The sequence below is a fragment of the Pseudomonas sp. S2_E02 genome, assembly GCF_054668355.1.
Window position 1 is genome coordinate 3,389,628 of sequence record NZ_CP162761.1, and the last position, 23,285, is coordinate 3,412,912.

The following is a 23,285-nucleotide window of genomic DNA, read 5'->3' on the forward strand; positions in this document are numbered from 1 at the left end:
CCATGCCGACAATTTGGTGCTGCAGATTTTGGAGACGCGTTAAATGGCGCATAACGAAGCAGTCGACGTAGTTCTGGTTGGGGCGGGCATCATGAGTGCCACCCTGGCCGTGCTGCTCAAAGAGCTCGACCCCGCGATCAAGCTGGAAGTCGTCGAGCTGATGGATTCCGGTGCTGCCGAGAGTTCCAACCCTTGGAACAACGCCGGCACCGGTCACGCTGGCCTTTGCGAGCTGAACTACACGCCGCAAGCCGCCGATGGCACCGTCGACATCAAGAAAGCCGTGCACATCAACACCCAGTTCGAGGTGTCGAAGCAGTTCTGGTCGTACCTGACCAAGAAAGGCACGTTCGGCTCGTGCAAATCATTCATCAGCCCGGTGCCGCACCTGAGTTTCGTTCAGGGCGACAAAGGCGTTTCCTTCCTCAAGGAACGTTTCGAGGTCCTGCACAAGCATCACGCGTTCTCCGACATGGAGTACACCGAAGACAAGGCCAAGATGGCCGAGTGGATGCCGCTGATGATGCCGGGCCGCTCGCCGGACGAAGTCCTCGCCGCGACCCGCGTGATGAACGGCACCGACGTCAACTTCGGCGCCCTGACCAACCAGTTGCTCAAGCACCTGACCAGCGCTCCCGACACTCAAGTCAAATACTGCAAGCGCGTCACCGGCCTCAAGCGTAACGGCGCTGGCTGGACCGTCAGCATCAAGGACGTCAACAGCGGCAGCAGCCGTGAAGTCGACGCCAGGTTCGTTTTCCTCGGCGCGGGTGGCGCGGCGCTGCCGTTGCTGCAGGCTTCGGGCATCGAGGAAAGCAAAGGCTTCGGCGGCTTCCCGATCAGCGGCCAGTGGCTGCGTTGCGACAACCCGGAAGTGGTCAAGCATCACCAGGCCAAGGTGTACAGCCAGGCCGCGGTGGGTTCGCCACCGATGTCGGTGCCGCACCTGGACACCCGCGTAGTCGACGGCAAGAAGTCCCTGCTGTTCGGGCCATACGCCGGTTTCACCACCAAGTTCCTCAAGCACGGCTCCTTCATGGACCTGCCGCTGTCGGTTCGCGCCGGCAACATCGGGCCGATGCTGGCCGTGGCGAAAAACAACATGGACCTGACCAAGTACCTGGTCAGCGAAGTGATGCAATCGATGGAGCAGCGTCTGGATTCCCTGCGCCGCTTCTACCCGGAGGCGAAAGCCGAAGACTGGCGCCTGGAAGTGGCCGGCCAACGGGTTCAGATCATCAAGAAAGACCCGAAAAAGGGCGGCATCCTGCAGTTCGGTACCGAACTGGTGTCGGCCAAGGACGGCTCCCTCGCCGCCCTGCTCGGCGCTTCGCCAGGCGCTTCGGTGACCGTTTCGATCATGCTGGAACTGATCGAGAAATGCTTCCCGGCCAAGGCCAAGGGTGAGTGGGCTGGCAAACTGGCCGAGATCTTCCCGGCCCGTGAAAAGGTCCTGGAAACCGATGCTGCGCTGTATCGCAAGATCAACACGCAGAACAACATCGCGCTGGAACTGGTTGAAGAAAGCAGCGAGACCCCAAGCTACGCTTGATCTTGCCGTATAAAAAACGCCCCGTACTCAGTGAGTGCGGGGCGTTTTTTTATGCCTGGGAAAAGTCTCAGGTGCGGGACTTTTCGATCAGCTCGATGTATTCCGGGGCATTGCGCTGATCGGCGATCAGCTCAACGAAGGTCTTGCCCTGCTCGTCCTTGCCATCAACGTCGTAACCGGCAGCGACGAAGAAGCCCAGAAACCGCTCGAAATCATCAATGCGCAGGCCACGATAAGCCTTGATCAGTTTGTGCAGCGACGGCGAAGTGGCGTCGACCGGCTCAAAATCGAGGAACAGCTTGATCTGCTCATCGCCGATCTCGTCACCAATCACTTGTTTCTTATCTTTACGCATTGCCGACTCCAGCTCGCAGACATTACACGGGGCGGGCAGTTTACCCCTGCCCGGCCGCCCGGCTCAACGCGATCGCACCGCCCCGGTGTGCAAATCGGCCCAGATGTGGCCGTTGGCGTAACTGAGGAACTGCACGTACACGGTGTCGTTGCGCAGCAGATCGATGATCACGCGGTATTGGGCCTGTGGATAAAACAGTGTGAGGGTTTTGCTCTTGTCGTCATAAACCGGCTTTTTCAGGCTTTTGCTTTCACCGTCGAAATTCACCAGCACTTGGGTAATGGTCGCGCCTTTGTTCAGGGATTTGCCCTTGAGGCGAATCAGCAGCGGTGAAGTGACCGGGATCGGCTGCTGATTGGATTGGCGTTGTGCGCCGACGACCACGGAGTAATCGGTGACCTGCATGAGTTGCTGCTGCTCGGGCTCGGCATCGCGCACGGTCAGATCGTCCGGCGGCAGGAATTGACTGTGCATCGGCGCGGCGGAAAGAGGCAGGCTGAAGGTCAGCAACAGGGCGGCAAAGCTGCGGATCAAGAGGCGCATGACAGGCTCCGGAGGGCGGGGCCGAGCACTCTAGCATGGGTATCGCGGATGGATCAGCACACACAAAACAACTGTGGGAGCGAGCTTGCTCGCGAAGGCGGACTGACATTCAAAACAGATGTCGACTGATACACCGCTTTCGCGAGCAAGCTCGCTCCCACATTTAGATCGAGGCGCGGATTACATGCCTTTAACGGCAAAGATCCCGTTGGCGTTGCGCCAGTAGCCTTTGTAGTCCATGCCGTAACCGAAGATGTAGCGGTCGATGCACGGCAGGCCGACGAAATCGGCTTTCAGGTCAGGACGCGCCTTGCGGTCGTGATCCTTGTCGATCAGCACGGCGGTGTGCACTTTGCGCGCACCGGCGTGTTTGCAGAAGTCGATGATCGCGCCGAGGGTGTGACCTTCGTCGAGGATGTCGTCGATGATCAGCACGTCGCGGTCGATGAACGAAACTTCCGGCTTGGCTTTCCAGAACAGATCGCCGCCGCTGGTTTCGTTGCGATAACGGGTCGCGTGCAGGTAGGAGGCTTCCAGCGGGAACTGCAGATGCGTCAGCAGTTTGCCGGAGAAAATCAGCCCGCCGTTCATCACGCAGAACACTACCGGATTGCTGTCAGCCAGTTGTTCGTTGATTTGTGCACCGACGCGGGCGATGGCGGCCTCGACTTCAGCTTCGGTGTACAGGCAGTCAGCCTCTCGCATGATTTGACGGATATGCTCGAGATCAGCGGACATGGCGCTCTCCAGGGGGGGATGTTTTCGGAAAAGCGGGCAAAGGTACGCATCCATTGAGGCCGAATCAAGCCTTTATGGACTAACGTACAGAATGTCCTATAGGACATCACCCTCGGATAGATTAATCTAGGCCGGTTTTTTTGCCCGCCGCCGGAGTTTTTCCATGCCCATCCTCGAGATCCGCCATCCGCTGATCCGTCATAAACTCGGCCTGATGCGCCGCGCCGATATCAGCACCAAGAACTTCCGTGAGCTCGCTCAGGAAGTCGGCGCCCTGTTGACCTATGAAGCTACAAAAGATTTGCCGCTGGAGTCCTACGATATTGCAGGCTGGTGCGGCACCGTGTCGGTCGAGAAGATCGCCGGCAAGAAGATCACCGTCGTGCCGATCCTGCGCGCCGGCATCGGCATGCTCGAAGGCGTGCTGAGCCTGATCCCGGGTGCCAAGGTTTCCGCTGTGGGCGTTGCCCGCAACGAAGAAACCCTGCAAGCGCACACTTATCTGGAAAAACTGGTTCCGGAAATCGACGAACGGTTGGCGATGATCATCGACCCGATGCTCGCTACCGGTAGCTCGATGGTGGCGACCATTGATCTGTTGAAGAAAGCCGGCTGCAAAGACATCCGCGCGATGGTGCTGGTTGCCGCGCCGGAAGGTATTGCCGCCGTAGAAAAGGCTCACCCGGACGTGACCATCTACACCGCGTCCATCGATGAGCGCTTGAACGAGCACGGTTACATCATCCCAGGGCTTGGCGACGCCGGTGACAAGATCTTCGGCACCAAGCAGAAGGACGCGTGACCATGCAGCAAGAGTTCAACGATCCGCTCTGGCGCACGGTGCTGTCCGGCGCCCAGATGCTGTTCGTGGCTTTCGGCGCCCTGGTGCTGATGCCGCTGATCACGGGCCTGGACCCGAACGTGGCACTGTTTACCGCGGGCCTGGGGACGATCCTGTTCCAGATCGTCACCGGGCGTCAGGTGCCGGTGTTTCTGGCGTCGAGCTTCGCTTTCATCACCCCGATCATTCTCGCCAAGGGCCAGTTCGGCCTCGCCGCGACCATGGGCGGTGTGATGGCAGCCGGTTTCGTCTACACCTTCCTCGGCCTGGCCGTGAAGATCAAAGGCACGGGCTTTATTGACCGCTTGCTGCCACCGGTGGTGATTGGTCCGGTGATCATTTCCATCGGCCTGGCCATGGCGCCGATTGCCGCGAACATGGCGATGGGCAAGGCTGGCGATGGTTCTGAACTAATCCATTACCAAACCGCGATGCTGATCTCGATGCCGGCATTGCTGACCACATTGATCGTGGCGGTGTTCGGTAAAGGCATCTTCCGCCTGGTGCCGATCATTTCCGGCGTGCTGGTCGGTTTTGCCATGGCGTTCTATTTCGGTGTCGTTGATACCGCGAAGATTGCCGCAGCGCCATGGTTTGCGATTCCGCACTTCACCGCGCCGGAATTCAACTGGCAGGCGATTCTGTTCATCGTTCCAGTGGCATTGGCTCCGGCCATTGAACACATCGGCGGTGTGATTGCTGTGGGTAGCGTGACCGGTCGCGATTACCTGAAGAAGCCGGGCCTGCATCGCACCCTGCTCGGCGACGGCATTGCCACCACCGCCGCCGGTCTGTTCGGCGGCCCGCCAAACACCACCTACGCCGAAGTGACGGGTGCGGTGATGCTGACCAAGAACTACAACCCGAAAATCATGACTTGGGCGGCGATCTTCGCTATCAGCCTGGCGTTCATTGGCAAGTTCGGCGCGCTGCTGCAAAGCATTCCGGTGCCGGTGATGGGCGGGATTCTGTGCTTGCTGTTCGGCTCGATCGCGGCGGTGGGGATGAACACCCTGATCCGTCACAAGATCGATCTGGGCGAAGCGCGCAATCTGGTGATTGTCTCGGTGACGCTGGTGTTCGGCATTGGCGGTGTGCTGGTCGGCACCGGTACCGGTCCGGACGACTTTGGCCTCAAAGGCATCGCGCTGTGCGCGGTGGTGGCGATAGCGCTGAACCTGATTCTGCCGGGCAATGATGGCTGGAAGAACAAGAAGGCGGATGAGCCGCTGATCTAAGCCTTCAAGATCTGATCGTTCCCACGCTCTGCGTGGGAATGCAGCCCGTGACGCTCCGCGTCACTGGACGCAGAGCGTCCCTAGAGGCATTCCCACGCAGAGCGTGGGAACGATCACTACAACGCCAGCGGCGCTCTTTCGCAGAGGGTTGCCAACGCCTTAGCCCATTGCCGGTCGTCATTCAGGCACGGCACCAGCACCAATTCCTCGCCCCCTGCTTCGCGGAACTGTTCTTTGCCGCGATCACCAATCTCTTCCAGCGTCTCGATGCAATCGGCGACAAACGCCGGGCACATCACCAGTATTTTCTTCACGCCGCTTTTCGCCAGCTCATCCAGCCGTGCCTCGGTGTAGGGTTCGATCCACTTGGCGCGGCCCAGACGCGACTGAAACGACACCGACCATTTGCCATCCGGCAGGCCCATGCGCTCAGCAAACAACGCCGCAGTACGCAGGCATTGCGCGCGATAACAGGTCGCCAATACCGCAGGCGAGGCGTTCTTGCAGCAGTCTTCATTCTTGAAGCAATGATTGCCGGTCGGATCGAGTTTGGTCAGATGCCGCTCAGGCAGACCGTGGAAGCTCAGCAGCAAGTGATCGTAATCCTGCTGCAGATGCGGCCGGGCGCTTTCGACCAGCGCATCCAGATATTCCGGCTGATCGTAGAACGGCTGCAGCACCGACAGTTGCACGTCGAGTTTCTTTTCGCGGATCACCCGCTTGGCTTCTTCGATCACTGTGGTCGTGGTGCTGTCGGCGAACTGTGGATACAGCGGTGCCAGCGTGATGCGCTTGTGCCCCGCCGCCACCAGTTTCAGCAGGCAGGTTTCAATCGACGGCTCACCATAGCGCATCGCCAGTTCCACAGGGCCGTGATTCCACTGTGCGGTCATCTGCTGTTGCAGACGACGGCTGAGCACCACCAGCGGTGAGCCCTCCTCCCACCAGATCGAGGCGTAAGCGTGGGCCGATTGTTCCGGGCGCTTGACCAGGATCAGCGACACCAGCAGACGCCGCACCGGCCACGGCAGGTCGATCACGTACGGGTCCATCAGGAATTGATTGAGGTAGCGGCGCACATCGGCCACTGAGGTTGAGGCCGGGGAACCCAGGTTGACCAGAAGCAAGGCGTGATCGGTCATGCAACGTCCTATTTCAGAGGCGGCTGGAGAGATCGTCCAGGGCCGCACGTAAATCCGTGAACTGGAAAGTGAAACCCGCTTCCAGCAAGCGTGCCGGCATAGCCTTCTGGCCGCCGAGCAACAACAATGACATCTCGCCGAGACCGACTTTCAGCGCCAGCGTCGGCATCGGCATGAACGCCGGGCGGTGTAAAACGCTGCCCAGCGTCTTGGCAAATTCGCGATTGCGCACAGGTTTCGGCGCGCACGCATTATAAGGACCACTGGCCTGATCACGATGCAGAAGAAAATCAATCAGGGCGATTTGATCGTTGATATGAATCCACGGCATCCACTGCCGACCATTGCCCAAAGGCCCGCCGAGCCCGAGTTTGAATGGCAGCAACAGCCGCGACAAAAAGCCGCCCTCGGCCGACAGCACCAGACCGGTTCGCACCAGCACCACACGGATGCCTTGCGCCTCGGCACGTTGCGCGGTTTCTTCCCAGGCGATGCACAACTGGCTGGCGAAATCGTCGATCACCGGCGGCGAATCTTCAGTCAATTCGCGCTCACCACCATCGCCGTACCAGCCGATCGCCGAACCGGAAATCAGCAATGCCGGTTTCTGCGTGCGGGTTTCGAGCCACGCCAACAGTGTTTCCGTCAAAGTGATACGGCTGCTCCATAGCAACGCTTTGCGTCGATGGGTCCACGGCCGATCGGCAATCGGCGCACCGGCCAGATTGATGATCGCGTCCACAGGCTCATCGCCGAGATCTTCCAGACGCGAGATGCCACGCACCTGCGCACCGCAGATCTTCGCGACCTTCTCCGGTTTTCGGCTCCAGACCGTCAGGCGATGGCCCTGCTGCGACCAGTGTCGGCAGAGCGCACGTCCGATCAAACCAGTACCGCCGGTCAGCAATATGTGCATGACATCTTCCTCGCGTGGCGTTTAACCCGGATCACTAGTCTATTTTTATAAGCAGGGATCTTTTCTATCGGGCAGGCTCTATTGTTTAACCATAGGCCAAGCTGTCAGATCGAGAACGCTAGAAGTTATACCAAAAAACAAAATTGTACAGGTTTCATCCACGGCGTAGTCTGTACAGAAAGGTAAACGAGGCCCCTATGACTGTACCTATCGCAATCATTGGCACCGGCATCGCCGGACTTTCCGCCGCCCAGGCTCTGACAGAGACCGGGCATACCGTGCAATTGTTCGATAAAAGTCGCGGCAGCGGCGGGCGCATGTCGAGCAAGCGCAGCGACGCTGGCTCGCTGGACATGGGCGCGCAATATTTCACCGCGCGTGATCGGCGCTTCGTCACCGAAGTGCAGCGTTGGCAAAGCCTGGGCTGGGTCGCCGAGTGGACACCGCAGCTCTACACGTATCAGGGCGGGCAACTGAATCTGTCGCCGGACGAGCAGACGCGCTGGGTCGGTACACCGCGCATGAGCGCCATCACTCGTGGACTTCTCGATGGCCTGGAAGTGCACTTTGCCTGCCGCATCACCGAGGTCTTTCGCGGTGAAGAGCACTGGCACTTGCAGGACGCCGAAGGCTTCACCCATGGCCCGTTCAGTCACGTGGTGATCGCCACGCCGGCCCCTCAAGCGACAGCCTTACTGGCCGCTGCCCCGAAACTTGCCGGGGCCGCCGCCGGGGTGAAAATGGACCCGACCTGGGCTGTCGCCCTCGCCTTCGATACACCGCTGGATACGCCCCTTGAAGGCTGCTTCGTGCAGGACAGTCCGCTCGACTGGCTGGCACGCAACCGCAGCAAACCCGGACGTGACAACACACTCGACACCTGGGTGCTGCATGCGAGCAGCGCATGGAGCCGGCAGCACATCGACCTGTCCAAGGAAGCTGTGATCGAGCAACTGCACGGTGCTTTTGCCGAACTGCTGCACAGCGCCATGCCCGCGCCAACCTTCAGCCTCGCCCACCGCTGGCTCTACGCACGTCCGGCGACGGGCCACGAATGGGGCACCCTGGCCGATGCCGATCTGGGTTTGTATGCCTGCGGCGACTGGTGCCTGTCTGGCCGTGTCGAAGGCGCTTGGCTCAGTGGCCAGGAAGCCGCGCGACGCTTGCACGAACACCTGCAATGAACCGCATCAATCCGCGTAAATTGCTGCTGTCGAAATGGACAGCAGCCCACCCGCAGAATCGTGAAAAACACTTTCTGGTGACCGAGCTGTTTCGCGACGAGGAAGGCACGGTGCTGGAGGTTGAGTTACAAGCGGTGTTGACCCAACGTGCTGAGCGACTCGATTGGCAGACACTACAAAACAACGCTGAATGGCTGCAGGGCTGGAAGTAAATAGCGTCCCTGTGGGAGCGAACTTGCTCGCGAAGGCGGTGTTTCAATCAATGAATTTGTTGAATGTTAATCCGTATTCGCGAGCAAGCTCGCTCCCACAGTGAACCGCGCTCAACAGAAAAAAGTTATACAAACCATTTGACTTGTACACCCATGAATCTATGCTGAGCAAAGTTGTACAGAGATCAACCTCTGTACAGGTATGGATTCGAGGTGCCCATGTCTGACTCTTGCGCAGCCAAACCCAAAATCGCCATCAGCGCCTGCCTGCTGGGCGCCGAGGTGCGCTACAACGGTGGACACAAGGAATCCCGCCTGTGCAGCCGCACCCTCACCGAGCATTTCGATTTCGTCCCGGTGTGTCCGGAAGTCGCGATCGGTATGGGCATCCCGCGCGAGCCGATCCGCCTTGTCGGCGAGGCCGAGCATCCGCAAGCGGTCGGCACGGTAAACCCGTCGATCAACGTCACTCAGCCATTGGCCGAGTACGGCACAAAAATGGCCGCCGAGCTGAATGACATCTGCGGCTACATCTTCATGCAGCAGTCGCCGTCCTGCGGCCTCGAGCGGGTCAAGGTCTACCACACCAACGGCGCCCCGGTGAACGGCGGCGGACGCGGGATTTACGCCCAGGCGTTCTGCGCACAGCACCCGGATCTGCCCGTAGAAGAAGCCGGTCGCCTCAACGATCCGGTACTGCGTGAGAACTTCATCACCCGAGTATTCGCTTACAGCGAATGGCAACAGGTCCTCGCCAATGGCCTGAGCCGTCGCGCCCTCACCGAATTCCATTCGCGCTACAAATACTTGCTGATGGCGCACAACCCACTGCAATACAAAACGCTGGGCAAGTTGTTGGGCAATATGGCCGACACCGATCCCGCCGAACTCGGCCCGCGCTATTTCAGCGAACTGATGGCCGCCCTGAAGAAATGTGCCACGCGCGGCACTCACAGCAATGTCCTGCTGCACATCAGCGGTTATCTGAAGCAGGCGATCAGCGCCGAAGACAAACAGGAAATGCAACACGTCATCGGCCAATACCGCCAGGGCATCGTGCCGCTGGTGGTGCCGTTGACGCTGCTCAAGCATCACTTTCGCCTCCATCCGGATTCGTACATCGCGCAACAGGTTTACCTGCAACCGCACCCGGAAAACCTCAGCCTGCGAAACGCAATCTAATGAACGACAAAATGGATACCAGCGCCCAGGAAGACCTTGGCGCGGATTTTAAGAAAGCTCTCGACGAGGGCTGGCTGCCGATTCGCGAAGTCGCGCGACAGACCGGCGTCAACGCGATCACTTTGCGCGCGTGGGAACGCCGCTACGGGCTGGTCGTGCCGCAACGCACGCCCAAGGGCCACCGACTGTATTCGGCCGAACACGTGCAGCAGATTCTGACCATCCTCACCTGGCTCAATCGTGGTGTTGCCGTCAGTCAGGTCAAACCGCTGCTCGACGCACCACAAGCGTTCAGCGAATCGGTGGAAAACGACTGGCAGCGTTTGCGCCAGACATTGCTGGCGGCCGTCACGCAGCTCAATGAACGCAGCCTCGACGACAGCGTCAATCAGGCCATGGCGCTCTACCCGCCACGCACGCTGTGCGAGCAATTGCTGATGCCGTTGCTGGCGGAACTGGAGCAGCGCTGGCAAGGCCAGTTCGGCGCGCAGATGGAGCGGGTGTTCTTTTATTCGTGGCTACGCAGCAAATTCGGCACACGCATCTACCATAACAATCGTCAGCTACATGGCGCCCCGCTGTTGTTGATCAATCATTCCGACCTGCCACTGGAACCTCATCTGTGGCTGTGCGCGTGGCTGATCAGCAGCGCCGATTGTCCGGTGCAAGTGTTTGACTGGCCGCTGCCGGCCACCGAACTGGCGCTGGCAGTTGAACACCTGCAGGCCCGTGGCGTACTGCTGTATTCCAGCAAAGCCATGAACCTTGCGCAGTTGCCCAAGCTGCTGAACGGAGTCAGTTGCCCGAAAATGCTGGTCGGACCAACGGTATGCATCCACCACGCCGAGTTGTCCGTAAAAACCTCCGAGATGGCTGATGTGTTCCTGGCGGAAGACGCGCTTCTTGCGCACCAGGAACTCGTTCAGCGCGGGCTGATTTAATGGACGCCGTGAGTGCCGACATGCAATTGATCTGGATGCGCAGCGACTTGCGCCAACATGACAACACCGCCCTCGCGGCCGCCGCAGCGCGCGGCCCGACGGTCGCCGTGTACCTGTTGAGTCCGCAGCAGTGGCTGGAACATGACGATGCGCCGTGCAAGGTCGACTTCTGGTTGCGCAACCTCGATGAGCTGAGCAAAAGCTTCGCCGCGTTGAATATTCCGTTGCTGATCCGTACTGCCGCGCATTGGGATCAAGCCCCAGTGGAACTGCTCAAGCTCTGTCGGCAACTGAAGATCGAAGCCGTCCACGTCAACGAAGAATATGGCGTCCATGAAAGCCGTCGCGATGCAGCGGTGGCGGACACACTGCAGGCCGAGGGCATCACGTTTCACAGCTACCTCGATCAGTTGCTGTTCAAACCCGGCAGCGTGCTGACCAAGACCGAGAGTTACTTCAAGGTGTTCAGCCAGTTCCGCAAAGTCTGTTATGAACGCTTGCACCGCTCGATGCCTGCGTTGGTCAAGGCCCCTGGCAAACAGGCAAAACTTGCCATCGACAGCGACCCGATTCCCGACTCCGTCAAAGGCTTCGCCACACCGAGCCAAACCCTGCGCGATCTGTGGCCGGCCGGTGAACAGGAAGCCCGGCGCCGTCTCGATACCTTCACCGACGCGCAGATCGACTATTACCAAAGCGAACGCGACTTCCCGGCCAAGCCCGGCACCAGTCAGCTCTCGGCATACCTCGCTGCCGGGGTGATTTCGCCGCGCCAATGCCTGCACGCCGCCCTGCAAAGCAATCAGGGCGAATTCGAAAGCGGCAAGGTCGGTGCGGTTACCTGGATCAACGAGCTGCTGTGGCGCGAATTCTACAAACACATTCTGGTCGGCTATCCACGGGTCTCGCGGCACCGCGCGTTTCGCCCGGAAACCGAAGCGCTGGCCTGGCGTGATGCGCCGGACGATCTCGCCGCGTGGCAAGAGGCGCGCACCGGTCTGCCGATCATCGACGCGGCCATGCGCCAATTGCTCGAAACCGGCTGGATGCACAATCGCCTGCGCATGATCGTGGCGATGTTCCTGACCAAAAACCTGCTGATCGACTGGCGCGAAGGCGAGCGTTTTTTCATGCGTCACCTGATTGATGGCGACTTGGCGGCGAACAACGGCGGCTGGCAATGGAGCTCGTCGACGGGCACCGATTCGGCGCCGTACTTCCGCATCTTCAACCCGTTGAGCCAGTCGGAAAAATTCGACAGCGAAGGCCTGTTCATCAAGCACTGGCTACCGGAACTGGCGGCTCTCAACAAGAAAGAAGTGCACAACCCGGCCGACGTCGGTGGTTTGTTCGGCGTGGCTGACTACCCGTCGCCGATCGTCAACCTCAGCACTTCGCGCCAGCGCGCATTGGCCGCCTTCAAGAACCTGCCTTCGCGTACGTCTACCGGAGGCGATGATGAGTGAATTTCTGCGCCGCTTCGCCCGGCAATTTTCAGCGTTGAACAAAGACAACCTGCAAAACCTCGGCGAGCTGTACAGCGATGACATTCATTTCACCGACCCGCTGCACGAGGTGCAAGGGTTGGCGCAATTGCGCGACTACTTCGGCGAGCTGTACGCCAACGTTAGCGAACTGCGTTTCGATTTTCATGGTTTCGACCAGATCGGCGACTGCGAAGGCTACCTGCGTTGGGTCATGAGTTATCGCCATCCGCGCCTGGCGGGTGGCCGTGTGATTCGTGTCAGCGGCTGCTCGCACCTGCTTTGGCACGACAAGGTTTATCGCCATCGGGATTATTTCGATGCCGGGGCGCTGCTGTATGAACATTTACCAATATTGGGCCGGGTCATTGCCTGGCTGAAAAGGAGAATGGGATGAGTCGTACACCTCCACGGCGCTATTGGTTGACCGGGGCCAGCAGTGGCATCGGCGCGGCGCTGGCTGAAGAGATCCTGAAAACCGGTGCGCACCTGGCGGTCAGTTCCCGTCAGATCGCCCCGCTCAAGGTCTTGTCGCAACGCTACCCGGGGCAAGTTCTGGTGGTGCCGGGGGACCTGACCAACAGCCAGACGGTGCGCGAAATCGGCGAGCAGATCGCCACGGATTGGGGTTCACTGGATTCAGTGATTCTCAACGCCGGCACCTGCGAGTACGTCGATGCCAAGCAGTTCGACGCCTCGATCATCGAGCATGTGGTGCGCACCAACCTGCTCGCCAGCAGCTACTGCATCGAGGCCGCCTTGCCGCTGTTGCGCAAAGGCACCGCGCCGCACCTGGTCGGCATGGCCAGTTCGGTGACCTATCTGCCGTTGCCACGGGCCGAAGCCTACGGCGCCTCGAAGGCCGGTTTGCGTTACCTGTTCGAATCGCTGCGCATCGATCTCGCCGACGAAGGCATTGAAGTCACCGTGGTCAGCCCGGGTTTTGTCGAAACCCCGCTGACCGCCAAAAACGATTTCCCCATGCCTTTGAGCTGGCCTGTGGATAAAGCAGCGCGGCACATCTTCGCCAAGCTCAAGGATCGGCCATTGGAAATCGCCTTCCCGGCACTGTTCATGGCCGCGCTGTGGCCGCTGTCGAAACTGCCGGCACGCGTGCAACTGGCCATCGGCAAGCGCATGGTGCGCAAGTCGCCTCCGCTGACGGATCCGACATGAAAATTGCCATCGTCGGCAGCGGCATCGCCGGGCTTACCTGCGCCTACCTGCTCAATCGCCGCCATGAAGTGACGGTGTTCGAGGCGGGCGACTGGGTCGGTGGCCACACGCACACGGTAGACGTCACCGTCGCAGGACAGCCCTACGCCGTGGACACCGGCTTCATCGTGTTCAATGACTGGACCTACCCGAACTTTATCCGCCTCCTCGGCCAGCTTGGCGTGGCGTTCAAACCGACGGAAATGAGTTTCTCGGTGACCGACCCGGACACCGGCCTGGAATACAACGGCAACAACCTCAACAGCCTCTTCGCCCAGCGCAGCAATCTGTTGTCACCGGGGTTCTGGGGCATGTTGCGCGACATCCTGCGCTTCAACAAAGAAGCCCAGCGCGACCTCGTCGAACTGCGCATTGCCGCCGACACCACCCTCGACGAATACCTCAAGGCCGGCGGCTACGGCGAACGTTTCATCCTGCATTACATCGTGCCGATGGGTTCGGCGATCTGGTCGATGCCGATGGCGGAAATGCTCAACTTCCCCCTGCAGTTTTTTGTGCGGTTCTTCAAGAATCACGGGCTGTTGTCAGTCAGTGATCGGCCGCAATGGCAAGTCATCGAAGGCGGCTCGAGTGCTTACATCGCGCCACTGACGGCCGGGTTCAAGGACAGGATTCGGCTCAATTGTCCGGTCACCCGGGTCGATCGCGATGTGCATGGCGTAGTTATCCACAGCCCGGCAGGCCTTGAGCATTTCGATCGGGTGGTGTTCGCCTGTCACAGCGACCAGGCGCTGAAACTGCTGGCGGTGCCCAGCGATGCCGAACGCGCGATCCTCGGTGCGCTGCCCTACGCCGACAACGAAGTGGTGCTGCACACCGATACCCGTTTGCTGCCAACACGCAAACTTGCCTGGGCCAGCTGGAACTATCGACTCAGCGGCGCTGGCCATACTCACGCCGCCGTCACCTACGACATGAACATTCTGCAGGGCATTCAGAGCGAAACCACGTTCTGCGTCAGCCTCAATCAGAGTGCCGGCATCAGCCCCGACAAAGTGCTTGCCCGCTACACCTACGCCCATCCGCAATTCAGCCTCGCGGCGGTGGCAGCACAGAATCGCTGGGGCGAACTGGATGGCGCGCAGCACACGCATTATTGCGGCGCTTACTGGGCCAACGGGTTTCATGAGGACGGTGTCGTCAGTGCCTTGCGCGTGGCCGCCGCGTTCGGGGAAAGCTTATGAACAGCGCCCTGTATAGCGGCTGGATCGGCCATCGGCGTTTTTCGCCGCGCCGCCATGAATTCCGTTACCGGATCGGCTTGCTCTACCTCGATCTCAGCGAACAGGACGCCGTGCTTGCACTGTCGCCGCTGGCCGGGCGCAGCCGCTTTGCGCCGTTTTCATTTCGCGAGACCGACTATCTCAAGACTTTTACCAGCCGTGGCATGCGCCTGATCGATGCCGTTCGCCAGCAGGTCGGCATCGCCATCGGCCACGAACCGCAAGGCTCGATCTGCCTGCTGACCCAGGCGCGCAGTTGGGGGCTGTCGTTCAACCCGGTGAGTTTCTTTTACTGCCATGAGGCGGACGGGCAACTGGCGGCGATCGTCTGTGAAGTCACCAACACACCATGGGGCGAGCGCTATCACTATGTGTTGCCGGCGCGCCCGCCGGTCAATCTGCAGGATTTCCATCAGCACTTTGCCGTGGCCAAAGCCTTTCACGTTTCGCCGTTTCTGCCGCGCGATCTCGAATACCGCATGAGTTTCAGTCCCGCCGCGCAAAACCTCGGTGTGCACATGGCCGACTGGCAAGGCGAGCAGAAACTGTTCGACGCCACCCTCAATCTGCAACGCGAAAGTCTCGACCGGCGCAGCCTGCATCGTTACCTGCAGCGCTTTCCGTGGATGACCGCGAAAACCGCCCTGGCCATTTACTGGCAAGCGCTGCGGCTGCTGCTCAAACGCGCACCGATTTTTGCTCATCAGACTGCCGACGGCAGTTTTCAAACCGCCACTGTGCCTCCCAAGGAGCACCGCCATGAAATCCTCTAGTCTGTCGGTCAGTCGGCTCAGCACCAACGGTTTGACCGGGTCGCTGCTGCGCCGTGGCGTGCTGCGCCAATTGGCTCAGTTGAAAAACGGCCAACTGCTGGTGGTCGAGGACGGCGAACGCCTGATGTTCGGTACCCCGGGCAGTGCTTTGCTCGGGGAAATCCATGTGCTCGATCCGGCCGTCTGGGGCATGGTTGCCGGGAACGGTTCGATTGGGGCCGGCGAGGCCTTTATCCACGGCTATTGGAGTTCGCCGGATCTGACGGCCGTCGTCCGCGTGTTCGTCAGCAACCTCGACGTGCTCGATGCCATGGAGGGTGGTCTGGCCCGCCTCAGCCGGCCGTTGGTGCAAGGTCTGCACTGGCTCAACCGCAACACGCGCAAGGGTTCGCAGAAGAACATCGCCGCACACTACGACCTTGGCAACGATCTGTTCGAGCAGTTTCTCGACCCGACCATGATGTATTCGGCGGCGCAGTTCCTGACCCCGGAAGACAGCCTCGAACAGGCACAACTGAACAAACTGGAGCGGATCTGTCAGAAACTCGCGCTGCAACCCAGCGACCATTTGCTGGAGATCGGCACCGGCTGGGGCAGTATGGCGCTGTATGCCGCGCAACATTACGGCTGCCGCGTAACCACCACGACCCTGTCGAAAGAGCAGTACGCGTTTACCGCGCAACGCATCGAACAACTGGGTTTGCAGGATCGCGTCACGCTGTTGCTCAAGGACTACCGCGACCTGACCGGCGAATACGACAAACTGGTGTCGATCGAGATGATCGAAGCCGTCGGCCACCGCTTCCTGCCGACCTACTTCAAACAGTGCGCGCAGTTGCTCAAGAGCAACGGCCTGATGTTGATCCAGGCGATCACCATCCGCGAGCAGCGTTACGAACAGGCCAAGCGCGGCGTCGATTTCATCCAGCGCTACATCTTCCCCGGCGGCGCCCTGCCCTGCGTGCAGAAAATGCTCGAAGTGGTCGGCCGCGACACCGACATGAACCTGCTGCACATGGAAGATTTCGGCCTGCACTACGCCCGCACCCTGCGCCTGTGGCACGAGAACTTCCGCCGCGCCCATTGCCGCTTGAGCGAACTGGGCTATGACGATTATTTCCTGCGGCTGTGGGAGTTTTACCTGTGTTACTGCGAGGGCGGTTTCCTCGAACGCACCATCGGCACCGCGCAGTTGCTATTGGCCAAACCCGCCGCAATGACTGCGCCGCTGCTCGGACGCTTCGATGCTTGAGCGTGTCGCCAATGCCGTACTGTTCCAGATCGGCTGGCTGACCTGCGTGCTCGGCGGCAACAGCCTGTGGTTGCTGGTCGCGCTGGCGGTGCTGGTGATCCATCTGTGCTGGATCAGCAGTTGGGCGGCTGAGGGGCGTTTGATCCTCAGCGTGGTGATTGTCGGCACCGCTGTCGACAGTGTGTTGCGTGGTGCCGGGGTGTTCGCGTTTCAGGATCAGTCGCCGCTAATTCCGTTGTGGCTGATGTTGCTCTGGGCATTGTTGGCGACCACCTTGCGCCATTGCCTGGCCTGGAGCGCGCGGCCCTGGTGGCTGGCGAGCGTACTCGGCGCTGTCGGCGGCGCGCTGTCGTATTACGCTGGCGGGCGCCTGGCCGGGGTGCAATTTCCCTATGGCGAACTGCCGACACTGATCGGCATCGGCCTGCTCTGGGCGTTGTTGTTTCCGTTGCTGCATGGGATGGCTCGGCGGCTGGCGCACTGAGCGTCTGTCAGACCGTTCACACGCGTATCGGTCACTGCCTTACACTGCCGACCATGAAGACCATTCCCCACCAACAAATCACTGAACCGGCGGTCACTTGCTCGACCTGCGCGGCGTGTTGTTGCCAGCTCGAAGTGATGCTGATCACCGACACTGGCGTGCCTGATCGCTTTATCGATACTGATGAATGGGGCGGCGAAGTAATGCTGCGTCTGGATGACGGCTGGTGCGCGGCGCTGGATCGCGACACGATGATGTGCACGATCTATGAGAAACGCCCGCTGATCTGCCGCGAGTTCGAGATGGGCGCGCCGGAGTGCATTGAAGAACGCAAAGGCATCACGACTGCCTACCGCTGATCACAAGAACACCCCAAAACAAATGTAGGAGTGAGCCTGCTCGCGATAGCGGTGTGTCAGTCAATATATGTGTGACTGACACACCGCTATCGCGAGCAGGCTCACTCCTACAGGGGTTATGCGCTCGGCTTAGAGCGGCATGGTGTAATGCAGCGAGTAACTTTCTACCCCGTCGTTGTCGCTGGCCAGACCGGCGTTGGAATAGTGCGTCGCACGAATCCCGACTTCATGCCCGCCATTGAAACGCAGACCAAAACCGAAGCGGTCTTCGAACTGGAAAGAGCCGCCGAGATTGTTGGATTCGTACTTGGTATTGGAGAAAGCCGCGACACCAATCCCCGCCTCCACATACGGTTTGACCGATTGACCGGCAAACTCGTAAACAAATACCGGCGAGAACGACAGACTGTTGTTACTGGAGGTCTTGTCGCCTTCCCAGTAGGTGTAAGCCCCGCTCCAGTAACCGGTCAGACGACCGACGTCACTTTGCAGCCAGCTCTTGTCCCAGTCGAAATTCATGCCCAGGCGGTACGTCATGGTCGAGTCGCTGGTGGCCCCCACCGCAAACTCAACACCGGCCGCTTGTGCAGTAAAACTTTGCCCCATCAGTGCGGCCGCAATCGCGGCCAAGCAGAATAGTCGCTTCACGTTGAAACTTCCTTTTCCGGAACGATCGTTTGGTTTTCTAGATAACTCATCGCTATAGAAGCTAGCGCCTGCTCAGAAGTTCAGCTGAAGTTTTAGTTATTTCACAATTTTTTTACAAGCTGAAGTTTTGCACTTCGTCGGCACTCTGCCCCAGTAACGGCAGGATGTTTTTCAAGTACGCAGGATCGGCGCTGGTCCAGAACCTGACCGGTTGGTTCGGTCCGACAGCGAGCAAATCGCGCTCCGCCAAAAGCCGCTGAAGTTGCCGCGCCACAGCAGCGCCCGTATCGATCAGACTAATGTCCGCGGGGATCATCGACTTGAGCATCGGCTTGAGAAAGGGATAGTGGGTGCAGCCCAAAATGATCGTGTCGCAACCGCTGGCCAACAGTGGCTCGACATACCCTTGCAGCAACTGGCGCAACTCGGCGCTGTGCAGATCGCCGCTTTCAATCAGCTCGACCAGACCGGGACATGGCTGAGTAATCACGCGCACGTCGGTGGCAAAGCGATCAAGCAGTGCGGCGAACTTGGCGCTCTGCAACGTGCCGGTGGTGGCGAGCACGCCGACCACTCCGCTGCGGGTCGCGGCAGCGGCAGGTTTGACCGCAGGCTCCATGCCGACAAGCGGCCAGTCAGGGAAATCACGGCGTAGATCGGCGACACCCGCGACCGTCGCGGTATTACACGCGATGACCAAGGCCTTGGCGCCTTGCTCGCGGAAAAACCCGGCCATCACGCTGCAACGCTGACGGATGAATTCCGGGGTTTTCTCACCGTAGGGAATGTGCCCGCAATCGGCGACATAGAGCAACGTTTCATTGGGCAGCAAACGCTGGATTTCCGCCAGCACCGACAAGCCGCCGACACCGGAGTCGAACACGCCGATCGGCGCTTCACGCATGGCGCGGACCACAGACGCTGCAGCCTGGGTCACGCTTGACGCGCAACTCACGGAAACGCGAACCGAGGGCATCGATCAACAGCAAACGGCCCACCAGCGGCTCACCGAAACCGACCAAGACCTTCAAGGCTTCCAGTGCTTGCAAGCTGCCGACCAGACCGACCAGCGGCCCGACCACACCGGCTTCGCTGCAAGTCAGTTCAGCTTCGCTGCCGTGCCCGTATAAACAGTGGTAACACGGACTCTCGGCACGACGCGGGTCGAACACCGACAACTGCCCTTCCAGCCGAATCGCCGCGCCGCTGACCAAAGGTTTGCACGCCGCCACACACGCAGCATTGACCGCTTCGCGGGTGGAAAAATTATCGGAACAGTCGAGCACCAGATCCACCGCTGCCACGGCAGCAGCGAGAGAATCCTCGTCCAGCGCCTGGCGATGAGCGATCAATTGAATCTCGGGATTGATCGCGCCCAGACGCTTGAGCGCCGAGTCGACCTTGCTCATGCCGACGCTGTCGGTGTCATGAATGATCTGGCGTTGCAGGTTGGTCAGATCGACCGTGTCGAAATCCGCCAGGTGCAGCTCACCGACACCCGCCGCCGCGAGATACAAGGCAACCGGTGCACCGAGACCGCCGAGGCCGACGATCAACACACGACTGTCTTTGAGCTTCAGTTGCCCATCGATGTCGATGTGTTGCAGCAGAATCTGCCGGCTGTAGCGCAGCAATTCCTGATCATTCAGCACGGCAGGCGCCCCAGACTGATGCGTTGATGGCCGCCCAGATCGGTGCGGCTGTGGACCTCTTCAAAACCGCGCGTGAGCAGCAAATCGCGCACGGCTTCGGCTTGATCATAGCCGTGTTCGAGCATCAGCCAGCCAGCGGCCTCCAGATGTTCCGGAGCCTGCGCGACGATCAAACGCAGATCGTCGAGTCCATCCTCACCGGCAACCAGCGCACTGGCCGGTTCGAAGCGCACATCGCCCTCGACCAGATGCGGATCGGCCGCGGCAATGTACGGCGGGTTACTGATGATCAATTGAAAACGCTGGCCCTCCAGCGCACTGAACCAGTGGCTGCTCAACACAGTGGCGTTGTTCAAGTGCAGACGCTGACGATTGCGTTCGGCAAGTGCGACAGCTTCCAGCACACGATCCACGGCAGTGACTTTCCACGCTGGGCGTTCGCTGGCCAAGGCCAACGCAATTGCGCCACTGCCAGTGCCGAGGTCGAGCACTTTGGCCGGCGTCGCGGGGAGCAACTCCAGCGCCGCTTCCACCAGCAATTCAGTGTCAGGACGCGGGATCAGGGTGTGCGGCGCGACTTCAAGATCGAGTTTCCAGAAGCCCTGCTGCCCGAGAATATAAGCCACCGGCTCACCGCTACGGCGACGTTGCAAGTATTCGGCAAAAGTCAGTGCTGCTTCACTCGGCACGATGCGCTCGGGCCAGGTGTGCAGAAAACTGCGCGATTTGCCCAGTGCAGCGGCAAGGAGCAACTCGGCATCCAGACGCGCAGTCGGTGAATCCGGCAATTCAGCGGCACGCAACAGGCTGGCAATGATGGTCATTTATTCACCTATCGCTGCGAGTTGGTCAGCCTGGTATTCGGCCAGCAATGGCTCGATCACCGCTTCAACGCCACCGGCAAGAATTTCGTCAAGGGAATACAGGGTCAGGTTGACGCGATGGTCAGTGACCCGGCCCTGAGCAAAGTTGTAGGTGCGAATTCGCTCGGAACGGTCGCCCGAGCCAACCAGCAATTTACGTTCGCTGGCGATCGCGTTGGCCGCCGCTGCGGTTTGCTGATCGTTGAGTTTGGCCGACAGCCAGGCCATCGCCCGAGCGCGGTTCTTGTGCTGGGAACGTTCTTCCTGACACTCGACGACGGTGCCGGTCGGTATGTGCGTGATGCGGATCGCCGAGTCGGTGGTGTTAACGTGCTGACCGCCGGCCCCGGAGGAGCGGAACGTATCGACGCGCAAATCCGCCGGGTTGATCTCGATGGCTTCGCGTTCGTCCGGCTCGGGCAATACCGCCACGGTGCAGGCCGAGGTGTGGATACGGCCCTGGGATTCGGTAGCAGGCACGCGCTGTACGCGGTGCGCACCGGATTCGAATTTCAGCTTGCCGTAAACGTTGTCGCCTTCGATGCGGGCGATGACTTCTTTATAGCCACCGTGTTCGCCTTCGTTTTCCGACAGGATCTCGACACGCCAGCCGCGACGCTCGGCGTAACGCGAGTACATGCGGAACAGGTCGCCGGAGAAGATCGCCGCCTCGTCGCCACCGGTGCCGGCACGGATTTCGAGAAAGACGTTACGGCCGTCGTTGGGATCCTTGGGCAGCAACATGCGTTGCAGGTCGGCTTCCAGGGTGATCAGCAATTCCTTGGCTTCGCGGACTTCTTCCACGGCCATTTCACGCATGTCCGGGTCGCTGTCCTTGAGCAGCGCCTGCGCGCCTTCAAGATCGCTTTGTACGCTGAGCAGCTTTTTATAGCCTTGTACCACCGGCTCAAGTTCGGCGTATTCCTTGGAATAAGCACGGAATTTGGCCTGATCGGCAATGACTTCGCCGTCGCCGAGCAGCGCGGTCAGTTCCTCGAAACGGTCCTGGAGGACATCCAGCTTGTTGAGCAGTGACGCTTTCATTGCGGTTTTTTATCCGAAAAGCTATCCGGTGAGCCCTCAAGGGCAAAGAGTTCCTGGGCCATGGCCAGCGCATCGAGGCGGCCTTCGGCAGAAAGCTTTTTCAGCTGCACGCTAGGCGCATGCAACAGTTTATTGGTCAGGCCACGGGCCAGTTGCCCGAGCACGTCTTCGGCGTTGCCGCCATTGGCCAGCAGGCGCAGGGCTTTTTGCAGCTCCTCGTCGCGCAGGCGTTCGCTCTGTTGACGATAGGCCTTGAGCACGTCGACCGCCGCCAGTTCGCGCAGGCGCACCATGAAATCGTCAGCGCCGACCGAGACCATCTCTTCGGCGGCTTGTGCTGCGCCTTGGCGGCTCTTGAGGTTTTCGGCGACCACTTCGTGGAGATCGTCAACGCTGTAGAGGTAAACGTCGTCCAACTCGCCGACTTCCGGCTCGATATCCCGGGGAACGGCGATGTCGACCATAAAGATCGGTTTGTGCTTGCGCAGTTTCAATGCGCTTTCCACCGCGCCCTTGCCAAGAATCGGCAACTGACTGGCGGTTGAACTGATGACGATATCGCTGCGCACCAGTTCGGCCGGGATGTCCGAGAGCAACACCGCGTGAGCACCGAACTGCTCGGCCAGCAGACTGGCACGTTCCAGTGTGCGGTTAGCGACAACGATGCGCTTGACCCCCAGCTCGTGCAAATGGCGGGCGACCAAAGTGATGGTCTCGCCGGCGCCGATCAACAGAGCCTGACTGCGCTGCAAATCACTGAAAATCTGCTTGGCCAGGCTGACGGCGGCAAACGCCACCGATACCGGGTTTTCACCGATGGCGGTGTCGGTGCGCACCTGTTTGGCGGCATTGAAGGTTGCCTGAAACAGTCGCCCCAGCAGCGGCCCGATGGTGCCGGCCTCGCGGGCCACGGCGTAGGCCGATTTCATCTGACCGAGAATCTGCGGTTCGCCCAGTACCAGCGAGTCGAGCCCGGAGGCGACGCGCATCATGTGACGAACTGCCGCATCATCTTCATGCACATAAGCACTCGCGCGCAGCTCATCGAGGCTTAAATGGTGATAGTCGGCCAGCCAGCGCAGCACGATATCAGCCGAAAGCTGATCCTGTTCTATATAAAGCTCACTGCGATTGCAGGTGGAGAGGATCGCAGCTTCGCGGCTGTCGGTCAGTCGGCAGAGCTGCTGCAAGGCCTCCACCAGCTGTTCAGGAGTAAAAGCCACGCGCTCGCGGACGTCTACTGACGCAGTCTTGTGGTTGATACCGAGTGCAAGGAAGGCCATTCAAGGTCGCTGATGGTGACGTGAAGCCGGCAATTGTCCTACTTCGAAAGATTCAGAACAACTACCGCTGACTATTGTCCCAATCGTCAGCCCCTATAATGGGCACAATTGAGTCTCGGTTATGTTTGGCCGAAGGCTTG

General features: G+C 59.9%; 26 protein-coding genes. 15 read left to right on the forward strand and 11 right to left on the reverse strand.

The window, feature by feature from the left end; genetic code table 11:
- Window positions 1-43: 43 nt before the first annotated feature.
- Complete coding sequence (gene mqo / locus AB4O01_RS15135; protein WP_093441341.1) at window positions 44-1,552, forward strand: malate dehydrogenase (quinone); 1,509 nt, start codon at window positions 44-46, stop codon at window positions 1,550-1,552.
- Between the two features lie 67 nt (window positions 1,553-1,619).
- Here mqo and AB4O01_RS15140 read toward each other — a convergent pair whose 3' ends face one another.
- The 3 genes from AB4O01_RS15140 to AB4O01_RS15150 all read right to left on the reverse strand — a co-directional run bounded on the left by AB4O01_RS15140 (window position 1,620) and on the right by AB4O01_RS15150 (window position 3,188).
- A complete protein-coding gene (locus tag AB4O01_RS15140) occupies window positions 1,620-1,907 on the reverse strand; it encodes a PA4642 family protein (RefSeq protein ID WP_093441345.1) in 288 nt (95 codons plus the stop codon).
- A 63-nt stretch (window positions 1,908-1,970) separates the two neighbouring features.
- Window positions 1,971-2,450: a hypothetical protein gene (locus AB4O01_RS15145; RefSeq protein WP_099757162.1), complete on the reverse strand. Its 480-nt coding sequence runs from the start codon at window positions 2,448-2,450 to the stop codon at window positions 1,971-1,973.
- Between the two features lie 180 nt (window positions 2,451-2,630).
- Window positions 2,631-3,188, reverse strand: a complete 558-nt coding sequence (locus AB4O01_RS15150) for a hypoxanthine-guanine phosphoribosyltransferase (RefSeq protein ID WP_008086142.1) — start codon at window positions 3,186-3,188, stop codon at window positions 2,631-2,633.
- A 163-nt stretch (window positions 3,189-3,351) separates the two neighbouring features.
- On the opposite strand from AB4O01_RS15150, the gene upp reads away from it, so the two are divergent.
- Together upp and AB4O01_RS15160 are read left to right on the forward strand one after the other, a co-directional pair.
- Window positions 3,352-3,990, forward strand: a complete 639-nt coding sequence (gene upp, locus AB4O01_RS15155) for a uracil phosphoribosyltransferase (RefSeq protein WP_007912842.1) — start codon at window positions 3,352-3,354, stop codon at window positions 3,988-3,990.
- Window positions 3,991-3,992: 2 nt separating this feature from the next.
- Window positions 3,993-5,267 (forward strand): uracil-xanthine permease family protein, encoded by a 1,275-nt coding sequence (locus tag AB4O01_RS15160; protein WP_077574503.1) that lies wholly within the window; start codon window positions 3,993-3,995, stop codon window positions 5,265-5,267.
- A gap of 116 nt (window positions 5,268-5,383) precedes the next feature.
- Here the strand turns inward: AB4O01_RS15160 and hemH are convergent, their stop codons facing one another.
- Window positions 5,384-6,409, reverse strand: coding sequence for a ferrochelatase (gene hemH, locus AB4O01_RS15165; protein WP_093441360.1), 1,026 nt, complete (start codon window positions 6,407-6,409; stop codon window positions 5,384-5,386).
- 13 nt (window positions 6,410-6,422) lie between these two features.
- Window positions 6,423-7,325 (reverse strand): TIGR01777 family oxidoreductase, encoded by a 903-nt coding sequence (locus AB4O01_RS15170; protein WP_460088975.1) that lies wholly within the window; start codon window positions 7,323-7,325, stop codon window positions 6,423-6,425.
- A 197-nt stretch (window positions 7,326-7,522) separates the two neighbouring features.
- Here AB4O01_RS15170 and AB4O01_RS15175 point away from each other — a divergent pair, with 197 nt between their 5' ends.
- The 12 genes from AB4O01_RS15175 (at window position 7,523) to AB4O01_RS15230 (ending at window position 17,655) form a co-directional block, all read left to right on the forward strand.
- Window positions 7,523-8,509 carry an NAD(P)/FAD-dependent oxidoreductase gene (locus tag AB4O01_RS15175; protein ID WP_099757164.1) on the forward strand — a complete coding sequence of 329 codons (987 nt, stop codon included), beginning with the start codon at window positions 7,523-7,525 and terminating at the stop codon, window positions 8,507-8,509.
- Window positions 8,506-8,721, forward strand: coding sequence for a TIGR02450 family Trp-rich protein (locus tag AB4O01_RS15180; RefSeq protein WP_093441373.1), 216 nt, complete (start codon window positions 8,506-8,508; stop codon window positions 8,719-8,721). Before AB4O01_RS15175 ends, AB4O01_RS15180 begins: the two co-directional genes overlap by 4 nt.
- Before the next feature lie 219 nt (window positions 8,722-8,940).
- A complete protein-coding gene (locus AB4O01_RS15185; protein ID WP_093441378.1) occupies window positions 8,941-9,903 on the forward strand; it encodes a YbgA family protein in 963 nt (320 codons plus the stop codon).
- A complete protein-coding gene (locus AB4O01_RS15190; RefSeq protein WP_093441383.1) occupies window positions 9,903-10,844 on the forward strand; it encodes a MerR family transcriptional regulator in 942 nt (313 codons plus the stop codon). Before AB4O01_RS15185 ends, AB4O01_RS15190 begins: the two co-directional genes overlap by 1 nt.
- Window positions 10,845-10,864: 20 nt before the next feature.
- Window positions 10,865-12,310, forward strand: a complete 1,446-nt coding sequence (gene phrB, locus AB4O01_RS15195) for a deoxyribodipyrimidine photo-lyase (RefSeq protein WP_177412592.1) — start codon at window positions 10,865-10,867, stop codon at window positions 12,308-12,310.
- Window positions 12,303-12,725 (forward strand): nuclear transport factor 2 family protein, encoded by a 423-nt coding sequence (locus AB4O01_RS15200; RefSeq protein WP_186624688.1) that lies wholly within the window; start codon window positions 12,303-12,305, stop codon window positions 12,723-12,725. The genes phrB and AB4O01_RS15200 overlap by 8 nt, the downstream gene beginning before the upstream one ends.
- Entirely contained in the window at window positions 12,722-13,504 is a 783-nt protein-coding gene (locus AB4O01_RS15205) for an SDR family NAD(P)-dependent oxidoreductase (RefSeq protein ID WP_460088976.1), read from the forward strand. Before AB4O01_RS15200 ends, AB4O01_RS15205 begins: the two co-directional genes overlap by 4 nt.
- Window positions 13,501-14,748, forward strand: a complete 1,248-nt coding sequence (locus AB4O01_RS15210; protein WP_257356108.1) for an NAD(P)/FAD-dependent oxidoreductase — start codon at window positions 13,501-13,503, stop codon at window positions 14,746-14,748. Before AB4O01_RS15205 ends, AB4O01_RS15210 begins: the two co-directional genes overlap by 4 nt.
- The gene (locus AB4O01_RS15215; protein WP_460088977.1) at window positions 14,745-15,560 is read left to right on the forward strand and encodes a DUF1365 domain-containing protein; all 816 of its coding nucleotides are present in this window, start codon (window positions 14,745-14,747) and stop codon (window positions 15,558-15,560) included. The genes AB4O01_RS15210 and AB4O01_RS15215 overlap by 4 nt, the downstream gene beginning before the upstream one ends.
- Window positions 15,547-16,812: a cyclopropane-fatty-acyl-phospholipid synthase family protein gene (locus AB4O01_RS15220; protein ID WP_320336329.1), complete on the forward strand. Its 1,266-nt coding sequence runs from the start codon at window positions 15,547-15,549 to the stop codon at window positions 16,810-16,812. The genes AB4O01_RS15215 and AB4O01_RS15220 overlap by 14 nt, the downstream gene beginning before the upstream one ends.
- Window positions 16,805-17,296, forward strand: a complete 492-nt coding sequence (locus tag AB4O01_RS15225; protein WP_460088978.1) for a DUF2878 domain-containing protein — start codon at window positions 16,805-16,807, stop codon at window positions 17,294-17,296. Before AB4O01_RS15220 ends, AB4O01_RS15225 begins: the two co-directional genes overlap by 8 nt.
- Window positions 17,297-17,349: 53 nt before the next feature.
- The gene (locus AB4O01_RS15230) at window positions 17,350-17,655 is read left to right on the forward strand and encodes a YkgJ family cysteine cluster protein (RefSeq protein WP_077574517.1); all 306 of its coding nucleotides are present in this window, start codon (window positions 17,350-17,352) and stop codon (window positions 17,653-17,655) included.
- A gap of 129 nt (window positions 17,656-17,784) precedes the next feature.
- Here the strand turns inward: AB4O01_RS15230 and AB4O01_RS15235 are convergent, their stop codons facing one another.
- The 6 genes from AB4O01_RS15235 to hemA all read right to left on the reverse strand — a co-directional run bounded on the left by AB4O01_RS15235 (window position 17,785) and on the right by hemA (window position 23,145).
- Window positions 17,785-18,303 carry an acyloxyacyl hydrolase gene (locus AB4O01_RS15235; RefSeq protein ID WP_093441419.1) on the reverse strand — a complete coding sequence of 173 codons (519 nt, stop codon included), beginning with the start codon at window positions 18,301-18,303 and terminating at the stop codon, window positions 17,785-17,787.
- A 112-nt stretch (window positions 18,304-18,415) separates the two neighbouring features.
- Window positions 18,416-19,207, reverse strand: coding sequence for a glutamate racemase (gene murI / locus AB4O01_RS15240; RefSeq protein ID WP_320336328.1), 792 nt, complete (start codon window positions 19,205-19,207; stop codon window positions 18,416-18,418).
- A complete protein-coding gene (locus AB4O01_RS15245; RefSeq protein ID WP_093441424.1) occupies window positions 19,200-19,955 on the reverse strand; it encodes a molybdopterin-synthase adenylyltransferase MoeB in 756 nt (251 codons plus the stop codon). The genes murI and AB4O01_RS15245 overlap by 8 nt, the downstream gene beginning before the upstream one ends.
- Window positions 19,949-20,779, reverse strand: coding sequence for a peptide chain release factor N(5)-glutamine methyltransferase (gene prmC / locus AB4O01_RS15250; protein ID WP_095050607.1), 831 nt, complete (start codon window positions 20,777-20,779; stop codon window positions 19,949-19,951). The genes AB4O01_RS15245 and prmC overlap by 7 nt, the downstream gene beginning before the upstream one ends.
- Complete coding sequence (gene prfA, locus AB4O01_RS15255; RefSeq protein ID WP_077574521.1) at window positions 20,780-21,862, reverse strand: peptide chain release factor 1; 1,083 nt, start codon at window positions 21,860-21,862, stop codon at window positions 20,780-20,782. It abuts the gene before it with no gap.
- A complete protein-coding gene (hemA, locus tag AB4O01_RS15260) occupies window positions 21,859-23,145 on the reverse strand; it encodes a glutamyl-tRNA reductase (protein ID WP_007951716.1) in 1,287 nt (428 codons plus the stop codon). The genes prfA and hemA overlap by 4 nt, the downstream gene beginning before the upstream one ends.
- Between the last annotated feature and the right edge of the window lie 140 nt (window positions 23,146-23,285).

Bases quoted from the DNA above. Each gene is read 5' to 3' on its own strand.
- AB4O01_RS15180 (WP_093441373.1), top strand. From the start codon at position 8,506: ATGAACCGCATCAATCCGCGTAAATTGCTGCTGTCGAAATGGACAGCA.
- AB4O01_RS15140 (WP_093441345.1), bottom strand. From the start codon at position 1,907: ATGCGTAAAGATAAGAAACAAGTGATTGGTGACGAGATCGGCGATGAG.
- AB4O01_RS15150 (WP_008086142.1), bottom strand. From the start codon at position 3,188: ATGTCCGCTGATCTCGAGCATATCCGTCAAATCATGCGAGAGGCTGAC.
- AB4O01_RS15160 (WP_077574503.1), top strand. From the start codon at position 3,993: ATGCAGCAAGAGTTCAACGATCCGCTCTGGCGCACGGTGCTGTCCGGC.
- AB4O01_RS15200 (WP_186624688.1), top strand. From the start codon at position 12,303: ATGAGTGAATTTCTGCGCCGCTTCGCCCGGCAATTTTCAGCGTTGAAC.
- AB4O01_RS15225 (WP_460088978.1), top strand. From the start codon at position 16,805: ATGCTTGAGCGTGTCGCCAATGCCGTACTGTTCCAGATCGGCTGGCTG.
- AB4O01_RS15230 (WP_077574517.1), top strand. From the start codon at position 17,350: ATGAAGACCATTCCCCACCAACAAATCACTGAACCGGCGGTCACTTGC.
- murI (WP_320336328.1), bottom strand. From the start codon at position 19,207: ATGCGTGAAGCGCCGATCGGCGTGTTCGACTCCGGTGTCGGCGGCTTG.
- AB4O01_RS15185 (WP_093441378.1), top strand. From the start codon at position 8,941: ATGTCTGACTCTTGCGCAGCCAAACCCAAAATCGCCATCAGCGCCTGC.
- AB4O01_RS15170 (WP_460088975.1), bottom strand. From the start codon at position 7,325: ATGCACATATTGCTGACCGGCGGTACTGGTTTGATCGGACGTGCGCTC.
- mqo (WP_093441341.1), top strand. From the start codon at position 44: ATGGCGCATAACGAAGCAGTCGACGTAGTTCTGGTTGGGGCGGGCATC.
- AB4O01_RS15190 (WP_093441383.1), top strand. From the start codon at position 9,903: ATGAACGACAAAATGGATACCAGCGCCCAGGAAGACCTTGGCGCGGAT.
- AB4O01_RS15215 (WP_460088977.1), top strand. From the start codon at position 14,745: ATGAACAGCGCCCTGTATAGCGGCTGGATCGGCCATCGGCGTTTTTCG.
- AB4O01_RS15175 (WP_099757164.1), top strand. From the start codon at position 7,523: ATGACTGTACCTATCGCAATCATTGGCACCGGCATCGCCGGACTTTCC.
- AB4O01_RS15210 (WP_257356108.1), top strand. From the start codon at position 13,501: ATGAAAATTGCCATCGTCGGCAGCGGCATCGCCGGGCTTACCTGCGCC.
- hemH (WP_093441360.1), bottom strand. From the start codon at position 6,409: ATGACCGATCACGCCTTGCTTCTGGTCAACCTGGGTTCCCCGGCCTCA.
- upp (WP_007912842.1), top strand. From the start codon at position 3,352: ATGCCCATCCTCGAGATCCGCCATCCGCTGATCCGTCATAAACTCGGC.
- AB4O01_RS15205 (WP_460088976.1), top strand. From the start codon at position 12,722: ATGAGTCGTACACCTCCACGGCGCTATTGGTTGACCGGGGCCAGCAGT.
- prfA (WP_077574521.1), bottom strand. From the start codon at position 21,862: ATGAAAGCGTCACTGCTCAACAAGCTGGATGTCCTCCAGGACCGTTTC.
- hemA (WP_007951716.1), bottom strand. From the start codon at position 23,145: ATGGCCTTCCTTGCACTCGGTATCAACCACAAGACTGCGTCAGTAGAC.
- AB4O01_RS15145 (WP_099757162.1), bottom strand. From the start codon at position 2,450: ATGCGCCTCTTGATCCGCAGCTTTGCCGCCCTGTTGCTGACCTTCAGC.
- phrB (WP_177412592.1), top strand. From the start codon at position 10,865: ATGCAATTGATCTGGATGCGCAGCGACTTGCGCCAACATGACAACACC.
- AB4O01_RS15220 (WP_320336329.1), top strand. From the start codon at position 15,547: ATGAAATCCTCTAGTCTGTCGGTCAGTCGGCTCAGCACCAACGGTTTG.
- prmC (WP_095050607.1), bottom strand. From the start codon at position 20,779: ATGACCATCATTGCCAGCCTGTTGCGTGCCGCTGAATTGCCGGATTCA.